12 protein-coding genes and 1 tRNA gene are annotated in these 15,194 nt (G+C 70.8%); 6 read left to right on the forward strand and 7 right to left on the reverse strand.

All coding sequences use genetic code 11. The annotated features are described in order from the left end of the window. Window positions 1–21: 21 nt before the first annotated feature. The 4 genes from ACFYXE_RS17375 to ACFYXE_RS17390 all read right to left on the reverse strand — a co-directional run bounded on the left by ACFYXE_RS17375 (window position 22) and on the right by ACFYXE_RS17390 (window position 3,439). Window positions 22–369: a rhodanese-like domain-containing protein gene (locus ACFYXE_RS17375; RefSeq protein WP_389313242.1), complete on the reverse strand. Its 348-nt coding sequence runs from the start codon at window positions 367–369 to the stop codon at window positions 22–24. A gap of 29 nt (window positions 370–398) precedes the next feature. Continuing rightward, a complete protein-coding gene (locus ACFYXE_RS17380) occupies window positions 399–1,154 on the reverse strand; it encodes a hypothetical protein (RefSeq protein ID WP_361172666.1) in 756 nt (251 codons plus the stop codon). Between the two features lie 353 nt (window positions 1,155–1,507). Beyond that, window positions 1,508–2,995: a DUF2252 domain-containing protein gene (locus tag ACFYXE_RS17385; protein ID WP_389313244.1), complete on the reverse strand. Its 1,488-nt coding sequence runs from the start codon at window positions 2,993–2,995 to the stop codon at window positions 1,508–1,510. 357 nt (window positions 2,996–3,352) lie between these two features. Further along, a tRNA-Leu gene (locus ACFYXE_RS17390) sits at window positions 3,353–3,439 on the reverse strand. Between the two features lie 555 nt (window positions 3,440–3,994). Here ACFYXE_RS17390 and ACFYXE_RS17395 point away from each other — a divergent pair. The 6 genes from ACFYXE_RS17395 (at window position 3,995) to pknB (ending at window position 12,206) form a co-directional block, all read left to right on the forward strand. Continuing rightward, window positions 3,995–4,897 (forward strand): FhaA domain-containing protein, encoded by a 903-nt coding sequence (locus ACFYXE_RS17395; protein WP_389313246.1) that lies wholly within the window; start codon window positions 3,995–3,997, stop codon window positions 4,895–4,897. A gap of 10 nt (window positions 4,898–4,907) precedes the next feature. Then, the gene (locus ACFYXE_RS17400) at window positions 4,908–5,426 is read left to right on the forward strand and encodes an FHA domain-containing protein (RefSeq protein WP_361172632.1); all 519 of its coding nucleotides are present in this window, start codon (window positions 4,908–4,910) and stop codon (window positions 5,424–5,426) included. A gap of 101 nt (window positions 5,427–5,527) precedes the next feature. Next, window positions 5,528–7,111, forward strand: a complete 1,584-nt coding sequence (locus ACFYXE_RS17405) for a Stp1/IreP family PP2C-type Ser/Thr phosphatase (RefSeq protein WP_389313658.1) — start codon at window positions 5,528–5,530, stop codon at window positions 7,109–7,111. Between the two features lie 26 nt (window positions 7,112–7,137). Next, on the forward strand, window positions 7,138–8,562 hold the full coding sequence (locus tag ACFYXE_RS17410; RefSeq protein WP_389313248.1) for an FtsW/RodA/SpoVE family cell cycle protein: 1,425 nt from the start codon (window positions 7,138–7,140) through the stop codon (window positions 8,560–8,562). Continuing rightward, window positions 8,559–10,022 carry a peptidoglycan D,D-transpeptidase FtsI family protein gene (locus tag ACFYXE_RS17415; protein WP_389313250.1) on the forward strand — a complete coding sequence of 488 codons (1,464 nt, stop codon included), beginning with the start codon at window positions 8,559–8,561 and terminating at the stop codon, window positions 10,020–10,022. Before ACFYXE_RS17410 ends, ACFYXE_RS17415 begins: the two co-directional genes overlap by 4 nt. A gap of 168 nt (window positions 10,023–10,190) precedes the next feature. Then, complete coding sequence (pknB, locus tag ACFYXE_RS17420) at window positions 10,191–12,206, forward strand: Stk1 family PASTA domain-containing Ser/Thr kinase (protein ID WP_389313252.1); 2,016 nt, start codon at window positions 10,191–10,193, stop codon at window positions 12,204–12,206. 100 nt (window positions 12,207–12,306) lie between these two features. Here pknB and ACFYXE_RS17425 read toward each other — a convergent pair whose 3' ends face one another. Genes ACFYXE_RS17425 through ACFYXE_RS17435 form a run of 3 tightly spaced genes read right to left on the reverse strand, consistent with a single transcriptional unit; the run spans window position 12,307 to window position 15,126 of the window. Beyond that, entirely contained in the window at window positions 12,307–13,035 is a 729-nt protein-coding gene (locus tag ACFYXE_RS17425) for a class E sortase (protein WP_389313254.1), read from the reverse strand. Between the two features lie 46 nt (window positions 13,036–13,081). After that, the gene (locus ACFYXE_RS17430; RefSeq protein ID WP_389313256.1) at window positions 13,082–14,476 is read right to left on the reverse strand and encodes a class E sortase; all 1,395 of its coding nucleotides are present in this window, start codon (window positions 14,474–14,476) and stop codon (window positions 13,082–13,084) included. Beyond that, entirely contained in the window at window positions 14,473–15,126 is a 654-nt protein-coding gene (locus ACFYXE_RS17435; RefSeq protein WP_361172650.1) for an aminodeoxychorismate/anthranilate synthase component II, read from the reverse strand. The genes ACFYXE_RS17430 and ACFYXE_RS17435 overlap by 4 nt, the downstream gene beginning before the upstream one ends. Window positions 15,127–15,194 lie beyond the last annotated feature (68 nt).

Consider the following 15,194-nt stretch of genomic DNA (forward strand, 5'->3'; position numbering starts at 1 on the left):
CAGCGCCCGCCGAAGGACCGCTCAGACCACGGAGCCGGGCTGGCCCTTGTCGTCGACGACGGGCCGCCCGGTGGCCTGCCAGGCCTCCATGCCACCCGCGACGTTCACCGCGTCGATGCCCTGCTGCGCCAGGTACATGGTGACCTGGGCGGACCTGCCGCCGGACCGGCAGATGACGTTCACCCTGCCGTCCTGCGGCGCCGCCTCGGTCAACTCGCCGTACCGCGCCACGAACTCACTCATCGGAATGTGCAGCGCGCCCTCCGCGTGGCCCGCCTGCCATTCGTCGTCCTCGCGGACGTCCAGCAGAAAGTCGCCGCTCGTGAGGTCGTCGACGCCGACCGTGGGCACCTGAGATCCGAAAGCCATGCCCCGACGCTACCCGAAGGTCCGCGCGGTCAGTCGCGCAGTCGGGCGAGCTCCGCCTCGCGCTCGGAGACCTGCGCGAGCAGTTGCTCGGCGATCTCGTCGAGCAGCCGGTCCGGGTCGTCGGGCGCCAGCCGCAGCATCCCGCCGATCGCGCTCTCCTCCAGCTCCTTGGCGAGCACGGAGAGGAGCTCCTTGCGCTGGGCGAGCCATTCGAGCCGGGCGTACAGCTCCTCGCTGCGCGTGAGCCGCAGCTCCTCGGGCACGGGCCCCGCCGCCCACTCCGCGGACAGCTCGCGCAGCAGCGCCTCGTCGCCACGGGCGTACGCGGCGTTGACGCGCGTGATGAACTCCTCGCGCCGCTGCCGCTCACCCTCTTCCTGCGCCAGGTCCGGGTGGGCCTTGCGGACCAGCTCGCGGTAGAGCTTGCGGGCCTCCTCGCCGGGGCGCACCCGCTGCGGCGGCCGCACGGACTGGTCGGTGAGCATGGCCTCGGCCTCGGGGGACAGCCCGTCGCCGTCCATCCAGCCGTGGAACAGCTCCTCGACGCCCGGCATCGGCATCACCCGCGCCCGCGCCTCGTCCGCCTTGCGCCGGTCCTCGGGGTCGCCGGTGCGGGCCGCGGTGGCCTCGGCGATCTGCGCGTCCAGCTCGTCGAGGCGGGTGTACATCGGGCCGAGCTTCTGGTGGTGCAGGCGGGAGAAGTTCTCCACCTCCACGCGGAAGGTCTCCAGCGCGATCTCATACTCGATCAACGCCTGCTCGGCGGCGCGCACCGCCTTCTCCAGACGCGCCTCGGGACGGTCCTGGGCGGGCTCGTCGGCACGCGCCCCGCCGGGCTCCTGCCCCTGCTGCCCGTCCTGCGCGTGCTCGCGCGAGCGCTCCTCGGACCGCTCCTTGAGCCGCGCCTTCAGCTGGTCCTTGAGCCGTCCACCGGTACCCGGCCGCCGCGCCCCCTCACCGGAGGTGTCGGGGGTCTCGGGCTGTGTCGGGTCGGCTTCCGGGATCGTCACCCGTCCAGCCTAGGGCCTGTCCGACGGGTCCCGTCGCGCGTGACACCGCCCCACGAGCGCGCCCCGCCCCGTCGCCACCGCCCGTCGGGCACCCCTTGGCGCTCCCCGCGCCCCTCACGTCTCCCCCGTCACACCCCGGCCTCCGCCGCCACCCGGCCCTCCTTGACCGCCCGCACCAGCAGCCCGTGATCGGCCTCCGTCCGGTTCGCGTACGCCGTCGCGAAACGGGCCATCGCCTCGTCGAGCTCGTCGTTCTTGCCGCAGTACCCCGCTATGAGGCGCGGGTCCGCGCTGTGCGCGTGCGCGCGGGCCAGCAGCGCCCCGGTCATCCGGCCGTAGTCGTCCAGCTGGTCGGCGGCCAGCGCGGCCGGGTCCACGCTGCCCTTGCGGTTCCTGAACTGCCGTACCTGGAAGGCCGCTCCGCCGATCGTCGTCCACCCGAGCAGGAAGTCGCTGACGACCTGCATCCGCTTCTGCCCGAGCACCACCCGGTGCCCTTCGTGCGCGGTCTCCGGCGCCTTGAAACCGGCCGTCGGCAGATGCGGCAGCAGCACGGAGGGCCGCGCCTCCTTGACCTGGAGCACCAGCGGCTCGCCCCGGTGGTCGAGCAGCAGCACCACGTACGACCGCAGTCCCACGCTGCCCGTGCCGACGATCCGGAACGCCACGTCCTGGATCGCGTACCGCGCGAGCAGCGGCAGCCGGTCCTCGGTCAGCGTGCCCAGGTACTCCTCCAGGCCCGAGGCCACCGAGGCCGCCTCCGCGTCCGGCACGCGCCGCAGCACGGGCAGGGCGTCGACGAACCGCCGCCCGTCGGATCCGTCGGCGGCCCGGACGCGCTCCGTCGACTTGGCGGCGAAGCGGGAGCTCGTGTTCCGGCGGGCCTTCTCGGAGACCCGCTCCAGGGTGCCGAGGAGGTCCCGCGCGTCCGTGTGCGAGACCAACTCCTCGTCCGCGATGGCGTTCCACGCGTCGAGGGCCGGAAGCTTGGAGAGCAGCCGCATGGTGCGCCGGTAGGCACCGACGGCGTCCAGTGCCGCCTCCTCGCAGGCGTCCTCGCTCGCCCCCGCCTCGCGCCCGGCGAGCACCAGGGAGGCGGCAAGGCGCTTGAGGTCCCACTCCCAGGGGCCGTGCACCGTCTCGTCGAAGTCGTTCAGATCGATGACGAGGCCGCCCCGCGCGTCCCCGTACAGACCGAAGTTCGCCGCGTGTGCGTCGCCGCAGATCTGCGCGCCGATGCCCGACAGCGGGGTGCGCGCCAGGTCGTACGCCATGAGGCCCGCGGAGCCCCGCAGGAAGGCGAAGGGGGAGGCGGCCATCCTGCCGACCCTGATCGGCCCGAGCTCGGGGAGCCTGGTGCGGTTGGTCTCCTGGACGACCGCCACGGGGTCGGGCCGCCCGTCGTCCACCGCGCACTCCGCGTGCGCGGCGCGGGGCACCCCTTGCCGCAGCGCCTTGCCCTCCGCCTTGGGCGACCCCGGCGCCGGCCACGCGGCGAACCCCCGCACCTGCGGAACGCGCCCGCCCTGCCGCGACCGGTCGCCGCCCTTCGCGCCCTTCCCGACCTCCCCGCGCAGCCCTCGCTGCCCGGGAATCCTTCCGTCGAGATCCACCATGTCCCTCGCCCCCGCCGGCCGTCCCCGCATCCGGTCTCGACCGTACCGCCGGGCGCCGAACACCGTCAGAGCCTGTGGATAACTTCGCCGGGGCACCCGCGGCACCGCCCGGGTGACATACATCACCGCGGACGCACCCGCCCGCCGCGACACGCCCTCGCGCCGACCGAGGGCACGCCTGCCGGACACGGGCAGCGGCCCACAGCCCGAAGACCCGCGGCCCGGAAACCGCCCAGCCACAACCCAGCGACAGCCTCGCCACAGCACGGACGCAGCACGGACGCAGCACGGACGCAGCACGGATACAAAAAGAAGCGGCCCCCTCCGAACTTTCGTCCGGAGGAGACCGCTTCCTCATGGTGCGCGAGGGGGGAGTTGAACCCCCACGCCCTTGCGGGCACTGGAACCTGAATCCAGCGCGTCTGCCTATTCCGCCACCCGCGCATGGGTGTTTGTCTTTGGGTCTCTCACTGTGTGGTGCGAGCGCCTGCCGACATCCAGAAGATTAGCACGCTGCAGCGGGTGGATTCACATCCGTATGCCGGGGCATCTGCCCAGGAGATCCGACCGCGCCCCGGCCGGTTCCCGCCCGACACCCGGACCGATCCCGCACACCCCGACCCCGGCCCCGCACCCGCCCCGCACCCGCCTCGCGCCCGGCCCGCACGCCCCGTCCACCGGCATCAGCCCCGATCCCGCTCCGACCGAGCACACCGAGGTCCACAGCCAGGTGCGGGACACTGGCTTCGGGCCCCCTCTACGATCCCCTGTAAGAGGAGGCTCGAGCAGGCGTCCCGGACCACTGCCCGTACGGGGTTTCCGGGGCCAGGAATCAGGGCCCTCTCAGGGTCCTGGGAGGATCCCCGAAGCCTGGTGCGGGCATGCCTTGTGAGAGGCGACACTCGTCGACCGGGCGGACAGGGGGAACCAGCCGATTTCCCGGCGCGTGGATACGATCAGTAAGCAGTACCAGGATGACTACGACGGAGGAGGTGCCCCATGGGAGTCCTGAAGAAGTTCGAGCAGCGTCTCGAAGGTCTGGTCAACGGCACCTTCGCCAAGGTGTTCAAGTCCGAGGTCCAGCCCGTCGAGATCGCGGGCGCGCTCCAGCGCGAGTGCGACAACAACGCGACGATCTGGAACCGCGAGCGGACCGTCGTCCCGAACGACTTCATCGTGGAGCTCAGCGCCCCCGACTTCGATCGGCTGAGCCCGTACTCGGGCCAGCTGGGCGACGAGCTCTCCGGCATGGTGCGTGACTACGCCAAGCAGCAGCGCTACAGCTTCATGGGCCCCATCAAGGTCCACCTGGAGAAGGCCGAGGACCTCGACACCGGCCTGTACCGCGTGCGCAGCCGCACCCTCGCCTCCAGCTCCTCGCAGGCGCCCGAGCGCTCCCCTGCGGGCCCCGGCGGCCCCAGTGGCCCCGCAGGCCCGGCGGCCCCCGGCCGCGGTGCGGGCGGCGCCGGCGGTGGCTATGGCTACCCCCCGGCCGCTGGAGCCCCCGGCGGCGCACCTCCCATGCCCGCCGCGCCCCCGCCCGGCGCGGGCCGCCCCGGCGGGCAGTCCCCGGCCCCGAGCAGACCCGCGGGTCCCGGTGCCGGACCACTTCCGGGCGCCCAGGTGCGGCGCTGGATCGAGATCAACGGCACACGCCATCAGATCTCCCGCCCGACGCTGGTGCTGGGTCGCAGCACCGACGCCGATGTGCGGATCGACGACCCCGGCGTATCCCGCCGGCACTGTGAGATCCGGACCGGAACGCCCTCGACGATCCAGGATCTCGGGTCTACCAACGGCATCGTGGTAGACGGGCAGCACACCACCCGCGCTACGCTCCGCGACGGCTCGCGGATCGTCGTGGGTCAAACCACCATCGTTTACCGGCAAGCCGAAGGGTGAAGCGGGGGCAATGTCAGAGCTGACCCTGACGGTCATGCGGCTAGGTTTTCTGGCCGTTCTGTGGCTGTTCGTGATCGTGGCCGTCCAGGTCATCCGCAGCGACCTGTTCGGAACGCGCGTCACACAGCGCGGTTCGCGCCGCGAGCGGCCCCAGCAGGCCGCCCGCCAGCAGCAGCAGGCCGCCGCGCCCCCGCAGCAGCGACAGCAGGGTGGCGGTGGCCGCCAGCGGCGCGGCGCCCCCACCAAGCTGGTGGTCTCCGAGGGCATCCTCGCCGGGACCACCGTCGCGCTGCAGGGCCAGACCATCACGCTGGGCCGTGCGCACGATTCCACGATCGTGCTGGACGACGACTACGCCTCCAGCAGGCATGCCAGGATCTACCCGGACCGTGACGGCCAGTGGATCGTCGAGGATCTCGGGTCCACCAACGGCACGTATCTCGACCGGACCCGACTCACCACCCCGACGCCCATTCCGCTGGGCACGGCGATCCGCATCGGCAAGACCGTCATCGAGCTGCGGAAGTAGTACTACGTCATGGAAGAGCGCGAGCGGAGCGAGCGAGCCGAAGCGGCGGTCCAGGGACTGGACGCCGGCGCGCTCCCGACCGGAGGGTGGGCACCGTGCGGATGTACCCGGAGCCGACGGGCGAGGTGCGCATGAGTCTGTCGCTGCGCTTCGCCGCCGGATCGCACAAAGGCATGATCCGCGAGGGGAACGAGGACTCCGGTTACGCCGGCCCGCGTCTCCTCGCGATCGCCGACGGCATGGGGGGCCAGGCCGCGGGTGAGGTGGCGAGCTCCGAGGTCATCTCGACGCTCGTCACGCTCGACGACGACGTTCCCGGCTCCGACATCCTGACGTCGCTGGGCACCGCCGTGCAGCGGGCCAACGACCAGCTGCGCCTGATGGTCGAGGAGGACCCCCAGCTCGAGGGCATGGGGACCACCCTGACCGCTCTGCTGTGGACGGGCCAGCGCCTCGGCCTGGTGCACGTGGGCGACTCGCGCGCGTACCTCCTGCGGGACGGCGTCCTCACCCAGATCACCCAGGACCACACCTGGGTGCAGCGCCTGGTCGACGAGGGCCGCATCACCGAGGAAGAGGCCACCACCCACCCGCAGAGGTCCCTCCTCATGCGCGCGCTGGGCAGCGGCGACCACGTGGAGCCGGATCTGTCGATCCGCGAGGTCCGCGCCGGCGACCGGTACCTGATCTGCTCGGACGGCCTGTCCGGCGTCGTCTCCCACCAGACGATGGAAGACGCCCTCGCCAGCTACCAGGGCCCCCAGGAGACCGTGCAGGAGCTGATCCAGCTCGCGCTGCGCGGCGGCGGCCCCGACAACATCACCGTGATCGTCGCCGACGTCCTGGACATCGACAGCGGCGACACCCTCGCGGGCCAGCTCTCCGACACCCCCGTGGTGGTCGGCGCGGTCGCCGAGAACCAGCTCCAGGCGCAGGACGACGGCGCCATGCAGACGCCCGCGGGCCGCGCGTCGGGCCTCGGCCGCCCCGTCCCGCCGCAGCCCGCCCACGGCCAGGGCGGCGGCTTCGGCCCGCCCGGCAGCGGCGACACCACGGGATACGTCCCCGAGAGCGGCTTCACGGCGTACGACGACGAGGACTTCGTGAAGCCCCGCGGCGGCCGCAGGTGGCTGAAGAGATCGCTCTACGGAGTGCTCGCGCTCGCCGTGATCGGCGGCGGCCTCTACGGGGGCTACCGCTGGACGCAGACCCAGTACTACGTGGGCACGAAGGACAAGCACGTCGCCCTCTACCGGGGCATCGACCAGGACCTGGCCTGGGTCAGTCTGTCGAAGGTCGAGAAGGACCACCCCGAGATCGAACTCAAGTACCTGCCGCCCTACCAGCGCAAGCAGGTCGAGGCCACCATCCCCGAGGACAACCTCGGCGAGGCCACGGGCAAGATCAAGGAGCTCGGTCTGCAGGCCTCGGCCTGCAAGAAGGACGCCGAGCGCCGCGAGGTCGAGCGCGACAACAACGCCAAGACCGGCGAGGGCGAAGCCGGCGGCACGACCGGGCTGCGCACGGCGCCGACCCCGGACCCGACCGCGTCCGGCGACACCGACAAGAACGACAAGAACAGCTCCACCGACAAGAACAAGTCCAAGACCGCACCGACTCCCACACCCGGCCCCAGCCTCTCCGAGGATGAGCAGAAGCTGGTCCCGCTGTGCGGTAAGCAGTAAGCAGCCGTTGGGGGCCCTTGCACGCCATGAGCAGTACTACACACACGTCGACGATCGGCGCGATCGGTGCGCCGAGCCGGCGCAACACCGAGCTCGCGCTGCTTGCGTTCGCGGTCGTCATCCCGTTGTTCGCCTACGTGAACGTGGGCCTCGCGCTCGACGGCAAGCTGCCGTCCGGCATGCTCGGCTACGGGGTCGGCCTGGGGCTGCTCGCCGCGGTCGGCCACCTGGTCGTACGCAAGTTCGCGGCGTACGCGGACCCGCTGCTGCTGCCGCTTGCCACCCTGCTGAACGGCCTGGGTCTGGTGGTGATCTGGCGGCTCGACCAGTCGGAGAAGCTGCAGAACCTGGCCAAGGCGCAGTTCGGCGCCTTCAGCGCCTCGGCTCCGAAGCAGCTGATGTACTCGGCGATCGGCATCGCGCTGTTCGTCGGCGTGCTGCTGCTGCTCAAGGATCACCGCATCCTGCAGCGCTACACGTACATCTCCATGGTGGGCGCCCTCGTCCTGCTGCTGCTGCCGCTCGTGCCCGGCATCGGTCAGAACATCAACGGCGCCAAGATCTGGATCCACATCGGTGGCTTCTCGATCCAGCCGGGAGAGTTCGCCAAGATCGTCATCGCGGTCTTCTTCGCCGGCTACCTCATGGTGAAGCGGGACGCGCTCGCCCTGGCCAGCCGCCGCTTCATGGGCCTGTACCTGCCGCGCGGCCGCGACCTCGGCCCGATCATCGTCGTCTGGGCGATCTCGATCCTGATCCTCGTCTTCGAGACCGACCTCGGTACGTCGCTGCTGTTCTTCGGCATGTTCGTCGTCATGCTGTACGTCGCGACCGAGCGCACCAGCTGGATCGTCTTCGGCCTGCTGATGTCCGCGGTCGGCGCGGTCGGTGTGGCCACCTTCGAGCCGCACGTGCAGAAGCGAGTCGACGCCTGGCTGAGCCCGTTCTCCGACGCCGTCATCGCCTCCACCGGCAGTGACCAGGTCGCCCAGTCCCTGATGGCCTTCGGCTCCGGCGGCGTCCTCGGCACCGGCCTCGGGCAGGGCAACTCCGACCTCATCGGCTTCGCCGCCAACTCCGACTTCATCCTCGCCACCTACGGCGAGGAGCTCGGTCTGGCCGGCATCATGGCCGTCCTGCTGATCTACGGCCTGATCGTGGAGCGCGGCGTGCGCACGGCGCTCGCCGCCCGCGACCCGTTCGGCAAGCTCCTCGCCATCGGCCTCTCCGGCGCCTTCGCCATCCAGGTGTTCGTCGTCGCGGGCGGCGTCATGGGCCTCATCCCGCTGACCGGTATGACCATGCCGTTCCTCGCGAACGGCGGTTCCTCCGTCATCGCCAACTGGGCCCTGATCGGCATCCTGATCCGGATCAGCGACACCGCGCGCCGTCCCGCCCCGTCCCCCGCACCGAACCCCGACGCCGAAATGACCCAGGTGGTCCGACCGTGAACAAGCCCCTGCGCCGGATCGCGATCTTCTGCGGGCTGCTCGTCCTCGCCCTGCTCGCCCGGGACAACTGGCTCCAGTACGTCCAGGCCGACTCCCTGGCCGAGCACGAGAAGAACCGCCGCGTCACCATCGAGCGGTACGCCCAGCCGCGCGGCGACATCATCGTCGACGGCAAGCCGATCACCGGGTCGAAGGCCACCCCGGGCAGTGACCTGAAGTACAAGCGCACCTGGAAGGACGGGCCCATGTGGGCCCCCGTCACCGGTTACTCCTCGCAGCGCATCGGCGCCAGCCAGCTGGAGAACATCGACGACGGCATCCTCACGGGCAACGACGACCGGCTCTTCTTCCGCCGCACGCTCGACATGCTGACCGGCGAGAAGAAGGAGGGCGGCAATGTCGTCACGACGCTCAACTCCGCCGCGCAGAAGGCCGCGTACGACGGCCTGAAGGGCCGCGGCAAGGGCGCCGTCGCCGCGATCGACCCGTCGACGGGCGCGATCCTCGCGCTGGCCTCCACGCCGTCGTACGACCCCGGAAGCTTCGCCGGAAACACCAACGACGAAGCCGAGGAGTTCCTGAACCTCGACAAGAACAAGGACAAGCCGCTGGTCAACCGCGCGCTGCGCGAGACCTACCCGCCCGGCTCCACCTTCAAGGTGGTCACGGCGGCCGCCGCCCTGGAGCACGGCCTGTACGACGGCATCGACAGCAAGACGGACTCCCCGCTGCCCTGGACGATGCCGAACACGCAGACCGAGCTGAAGAACGAGGGCCCCATCCCCTGCAAGAACGCCACGCTGCGCGAGGCGCTGCGGGTGTCCTGCAACACCGTCTTCGGCAAGATCGGCTCCGATCTCGGCAAGGACAAGATGCTGGAGACGGCCAAGAAGTTCGGCTTCAACTCCGAGCAGTTCGTCCCGGTCCGCTCGAACGCGTCGAACTTCCCCGAGGACATGGACAAGCCGCAGACCGCGCTGTCCTCCATCGGCCAGTTCGAGACGGCCGCCACCCCCCTGCAGATGGCCATGGTCGCCTCCGCGATCGCCAACGACGGCACGCTCATGGAGCCGTACATGGTCAGCGAGCTGCAGGCGCGCAACCTCGACGTCGTCGAGAAGCACTCGCCCAAGGAGATGAGCGAGCCGCTCTCGAAGGAGAACGCGCAGAAGCTCCAGCAGATGATGGAGACCGTCGTCGACAAGGGCACGGGAACCATGGCCAAGATCCCCGGCGTCACTGTCGGAGGCAAGACGGGTACGGCGCAGCACGGCGTCGCGAACAGCAAGAACCCGTACGCCTGGTTCATCTCGTACGCCAAGACGGACTCCGGATCGCCGGTCGCCGTCGCCGTGGTGGTCGAGGACAGCGACGCCGACCGGGGTGACATCTCCGGTGGCGGTCTCGCGGCCCCCATCGCCAAGGACGTGATGAAGGCAGTCATCGACAGCAAGAAGTGACCCCGGTCACGGCCCCTCCACATCGGTGCACGTTGCGGTACCGGTCCGGTATCGGGTGACGGTCGCGGCCGGGTCACGCAAGTCGAGCCGGGTACCGTATGCCCGGACAGCACACCGCCGGACCACACAACGGTGCGGTCGGGACCGACGGAGAGGGCTGGATTAGCTATGGAAGAGCCGCGTCGCCTCGGCGGCCGGTACGAGCTGGGCCAGGTGCTCGGCCGTGGTGGGATGGCGGAGGTCTACCTCGCGCACGACACCCGCCTCGGGCGCACCGTGGCGGTGAAGACGCTGCGAGTCGACCTCGCCCGCGACCCGTCGTTCCAGGCCCGGTTCCGCCGTGAGGCCCAGTCCGCCGCCTCGCTCAACCACCCGGCGATCGTCGCGGTCTACGACACCGGCGAGGACTACGTCGACGGCGTCTCCATCCCGTACATCGTGATGGAGTACGTCGACGGCTCCACGCTGCGCGAGCTCCTGCACTCCGGCCGCAAGCTGCTGCCCGAGCGGGCCATGGAGATGACGATCGGCATCCTCCAGGCCCTCGAGTACTCGCACCGCAACGGCATCGTCCACCGCGACATCAAGCCGGCGAACGTCATGCTGACGCGCAACGGCCAGGTCAAGGTCATGGACTTCGGCATCGCCCGCGCCATGGGTGACGCCGGCATGACCATGACGCAGACGTCCGCGGTCATCGGCACGGCCCAGTACCTCTCCCCGGAGCAGGCCAAGGGCGAGCAGGTCGACGCCCGCTCGGACCTCTACTCCACGGGCTGCCTGCTCTACGAGCTCCTGACCGTCCGGCCGCCCTTCGTGGGCGACTCCCCGGTCGCGGTGGCCTACCAGCACGTACGGGAGGAGCCGCAGGCGCCGAGCGTCTTCGACGGAGAGATCACTCCGGAGATGGACGCCATCGTCCTGAAGGCCCTCACCAAGGACCCGGACTACCGCTACCAGTCGGCCGACGAGATGCGCGCCGACATCGAGGCCTGCCTGGACGGCCAGCCCGTCGCGGCCACCGCCGCCATGGGCGCGGTCGGCTACGGCGGAGCCGACGGCTACGGATCCGACCAGCAGACCGCCATGCTGCGCCCGCAGAACGGCGGCGGCCAGACGTCGATGATGCCGCCGGTCAACCCCGACGACGGGGGCTACGGCTACGACGAGGGCCGCGGCCGTCGGCAGAAGAAGAGCAACACCTCGACCTGGCTCCTCGTGCTCGCGGGCGTCCTGGTCCTGGTGGGGGCGATCCTCATCGGGAAGTGGGCGTTCAGCGGGGACGGCGGCGGCGACGGGACGATGAAGGCCCCCAAGCTGATCGGCGAGACCGAGAGCGAGGCCGAGAAGTCGGCCACGAACGTCGGCCTCAAGCTGGAGGTCGGCGACCGCAAGCCCTGCGCGAAGTTCCCCAAGGGCGAGATCTGCAGCCAGGACCCGGGGGTGAACGCCGAGGTCAACAAGGGCGACACCATCTCGGTGACGGTGTCGACGGGCGCGCCGAAGGTCGCGGTGCCGAACGTCATCGGCTCGGACATCGAGGACGCCACGGAGAAGCTCGAGGGCGACAAGTACCAGTTCGTGGTCAAGACCAAGTCGGTGGAGTCCCCCGCGACTCCGGGCGAGGTCCTCGACCAGGACCCGACGTCCGGCTCCGAGGTCCAGAAGGGCAGCACGATCACCCTCGAGGTGGCCAAGAAGAAGGAGCAGTCGACCGTTCCCAGCGTCTCGGGCAGCACCTGGGAAGAGGCCAAGAAGCAGATCGAGGCCAATGGCCTGACCGCGCAGCGCGAGGACGTGGCCAGCCAGGACGTCGAGGAGGGCAAGGTCATCAAGACCACGCCCGCCGGCGGTACCGCCGTCGACCCCGGCTCCACCGTGACCGTCCAGGTCGCCAAGAAGGCCGAAGAGGCGACCGTTCCGCCGCTGGCCGGGCAGAAGCTCAAGGACGCCCGCAAGGCGATCGAGGACGCGGGCCTGACGGTCGGCACCATCACGGGCCCGCAGGACGACGACGCCCTCGTGGTCCTGCCCCAGCCCAACACGGGCGAGAAGGTCGCGCCCGGCTCGGCGGTCAACCTGACCACCGCGGGCGGCTCGGGCGGCGACAACGGCGGCGGCAACGGCAACGGCGGCGGCAACCGCGGGGAGCACGACTGGGGCGACTGGGGAGTCCTGGACTGACCGACCGGTCCGTCCCGCCCGGGAGCTGTGCCGGAGCCCCCGTACCGCCGAGCGGTACGGGGGCTCCGTCGTAGGTCCGGCGGCGGCCGACCCGGCGCCGCTACTTCAGCTCGGCCGGCGGCGTCCGCTTGTTGTCGACCTTCTCGATCCGGTCCAGCTCGCCCCACACCACGTACCGGTAGCGCGAGGTGTAGACCGGGGTGCAGGTGGTGAGCGTGATGTAGCGGCCCGGCTTCTTCACGCCCGACTCCTTCGGGACGGAGTCCAGGACCTTCACGTTGAACTTCGAGGTCTCGGGCAGCGTCGCGTACACCTTGTAGACGTACCACTTGTCCCGGGACTCGTAGACGATCGCGTCGCCCTTCTTGATCTTGTCGATCTTGTGGAACTTGGCGCCGTGCCCGTCGCGGTGCGCGGCCAGCGTGAAGTTGCCCTTCTCGTCCTGGGGGAGGGCCGACTTGACCGGGTCCTTGTAGTAGCCGGCGACGCCGTCGTTGAGGACCTTGCTGCTGGTGCCCGCCTTGACGAGGACCTCGCCGTTGCCCATCGCGGGCACGTGCAGGAAGCCGATGCCGCCCTTGGTGTCGATGCTGCCGGGGCCGCCCGCCCAGCGGTCGCGCACCCGGTCGCCCTGCTTGTGCGCCTCGCGGTCCGCCACGACGTTCGTCCACCAGAGCGAGTAGACGACGAAGAGACCGAGCACGAGGCCCGCGGTGATGAGGAGTTCACCGAAGACGCTGACCGCGGTGGCGAGGGGGCCGCGCCCCCTGCGTACGGGAGCGGGCGCCGGCGCCTCGGCCTGCTTCTCGTCGTCGGTCGTGGCTGCCACTCGATCTGCCCCGTTCTCACCGTTCTGGTGCACGGTTCTCACCGTTCTAGTTCACGAGCGCGCTCGGTTTTCCCTTGCTGCGCGGCCGTTCCTCGACCATCTTGCCCCAGACGATCATTCGATACTTACTCGTGAATTCCGGGGTGCAGGTGGTCAGTGTGATGTACCGACCGGGTTGGGTGAACCCCGATCCCCGCGGCACGGGAGCGATCACGCTGGTGTTGCTGGGGGCGGTCTGCGGCAGGATGCTCGCCATCTTGTAGACGAAGTACTTGTCCCGCGTCTCCACGACGATGGGGTCGCCCGGCTCCAGACGGTTGATGTAGCGAAACGGTTCGCCGTGGGTGTTCCGGTGGCCCGCGACCGCGAAGTTCCCCTTCTTCGCCTCCGGCATCGCCGTCTTGGTGGCGCCCCGGTCGTAGTGGCCGACCATGCCCCGGTCGAGCACGTCGTGCTTGCTGATGCCCTCGGCGACCGGCACGACGACGTCCAGCCGCGGGATGTGCAGCAGCGCGAAGCCCTGGCCCGGCTCGAAGGACCCGGGCTTCCCCTTGCCCTTGGCCCAGCTCTCCTGGAGGTCGTGGGCCGCGCCGTTCGCCTGCTGGTGCGCGCGGATGTTCGTCCACCACAGCTGGTACGTGACGAAGAGGAGCATCAGGACGCCCACGGTGATGAAGACTTCGCCGAGCCCCCGGCTGATCACCGCTCCCGGCGACGGCTTGCGCGCGCGCTCCGCACGGCGGGCCTCCAGGCGGGAGCGGGGAGCTCCCGCGGCACTCGGTCCGCTGCCCGTACTGCTTCCGGCGGGGCGGGCGTCCGCGCTGCCTCTGGCGGGGCGGGCGCTCCGGGTGCGGGCGCCGCCCTTCTTGGCGGCCTTGCGGCGCGCGGCCCGGCCCTCCGTGGGGCGCAGGTCCGCGGGACGGGCGTCGGTGGGACGGGCGTCCGTGGAATCGGCCTCATCGGCGCGGAGGCCGTCGGCGGATATCCGCTCGGCTTCGGATACGGGTTCGGGGGCGTAGGCGCCGTACAGCTGCTCGTACGTGGGCTCGGGCGTCCCGTGCGGCTGGGGCTGGGGCTGGGGCTGGGGCTGGGGCTGGGGCTGGGGCTGGGGCTGGGGCTGGTGTTGCGGGTGGGGCTGCTGGGGCGCCGCCTGCTGCCCGTACCAGTCGCGGGCGTACCCCTCGGGGTCGTACCACTCCTGGTCCTGCGCGCCGCCCCGCGGCGAGGACTGCTGCTGCGGCTGGAGCGGTGGCTGCTGCTCCTCCCCCGGCCCGCCCTGCCCGCTGCGGAACCACGGCGACGGGTGCTGCCCGGGCAGCGGATCCGTCAGCGGGTCGTCCAAGTGGTCGACCGCCGCCTCGAACGCACCGTCGTCCCCGCGCGCGTCACTCGCGTCGTACGGGGCTCCGGAGGAGTCGCGCTCGGGGCGCAGGGCCGTCACGCCGTGGCCCTGCCCACCACCGGGGCCAGCCCACTCGACCGGGCGACGGCTCCGGTGTCCCCGCACTCCACCAGCCAGTTGGCGAGCATCAGATGGCCGTGCTCGGTCAGGACCGACTCGGGGTGGAACTGCACGCCCTCGACGAGCAGCTCCCGGTGGCGCAGACCCATGATGATGCCGTCCTCCGTGCGTGCGGTGACCTCGAACTCGGCCGGAACCGTCGTCGGCTCGGCGGCCAGCGAGTGATAGCGCGTCGCGGTGAACGGCGACGGCAGGCCCGCGAAGACACCCTTGCCCTCGTGGCGCACCAGCGAGGTCTTGCCGTGCAGCAGCTCCGGGGCGCGGTCCACCACGCCGCCGTACGCCACGGCCATGGACTGCATGCCGAGGCAGACGCCGAAGACGGGCACGCCGGTGGCCGCGCAGTGCCGGACCATCTCGACGCAGATGCCCGCCTGTTCCGGGGTACCGGGCCCCGGCGAGAGCAGGACGCCGTCGAAGCCGTCCTGCGCGTGCCTGAGCTCGACCTCGTCGTTGCGCACGACCTCGCACTCGGCGCCGAGCTGGTACAGGTACTGGACGAGGTTGAAGACGAAGCTGTCGTAGTTGTCGACGACCAGGATGCGGCTGCGGCCGCTCTGCGTACTCACTGGCCGTCCACCGTCACGTCGTTGAAGGGCAGCAGCGGCTCCGCCCACGGGAAGACGTACTGGAACAG

The organism is Streptomyces sp. NPDC002564, assembly GCF_042889645.1.
Lineage (GTDB): Bacteria > Actinomycetota > Actinomycetes > Streptomycetales > Streptomycetaceae > Streptomyces.

Coding starts and splice junctions, on each gene's coding strand:
- ACFYXE_RS17410 (WP_389313248.1), top strand. CDS start 7,138: ATGAGCAGTACTACACACACGTCGACGATCGGCGCGATCGGTGCGCCG.
- ACFYXE_RS17395 (WP_389313246.1), top strand. CDS start 3,995: ATGGGAGTCCTGAAGAAGTTCGAGCAGCGTCTCGAAGGTCTGGTCAAC.
- ACFYXE_RS17400 (WP_361172632.1), top strand. CDS start 4,908: ATGTCAGAGCTGACCCTGACGGTCATGCGGCTAGGTTTTCTGGCCGTT.
- ACFYXE_RS17405 (WP_389313658.1), top strand. CDS start 5,528: ATGTACCCGGAGCCGACGGGCGAGGTGCGCATGAGTCTGTCGCTGCGC.
- ACFYXE_RS17375 (WP_389313242.1), bottom strand. CDS start 369: ATGGCTTTCGGATCTCAGGTGCCCACGGTCGGCGTCGACGACCTCACG.
- pknB (WP_389313252.1), top strand. CDS start 10,191: ATGGAAGAGCCGCGTCGCCTCGGCGGCCGGTACGAGCTGGGCCAGGTG.
- ACFYXE_RS17385 (WP_389313244.1), bottom strand. CDS start 2,995: ATGGTGGATCTCGACGGAAGGATTCCCGGGCAGCGAGGGCTGCGCGGG.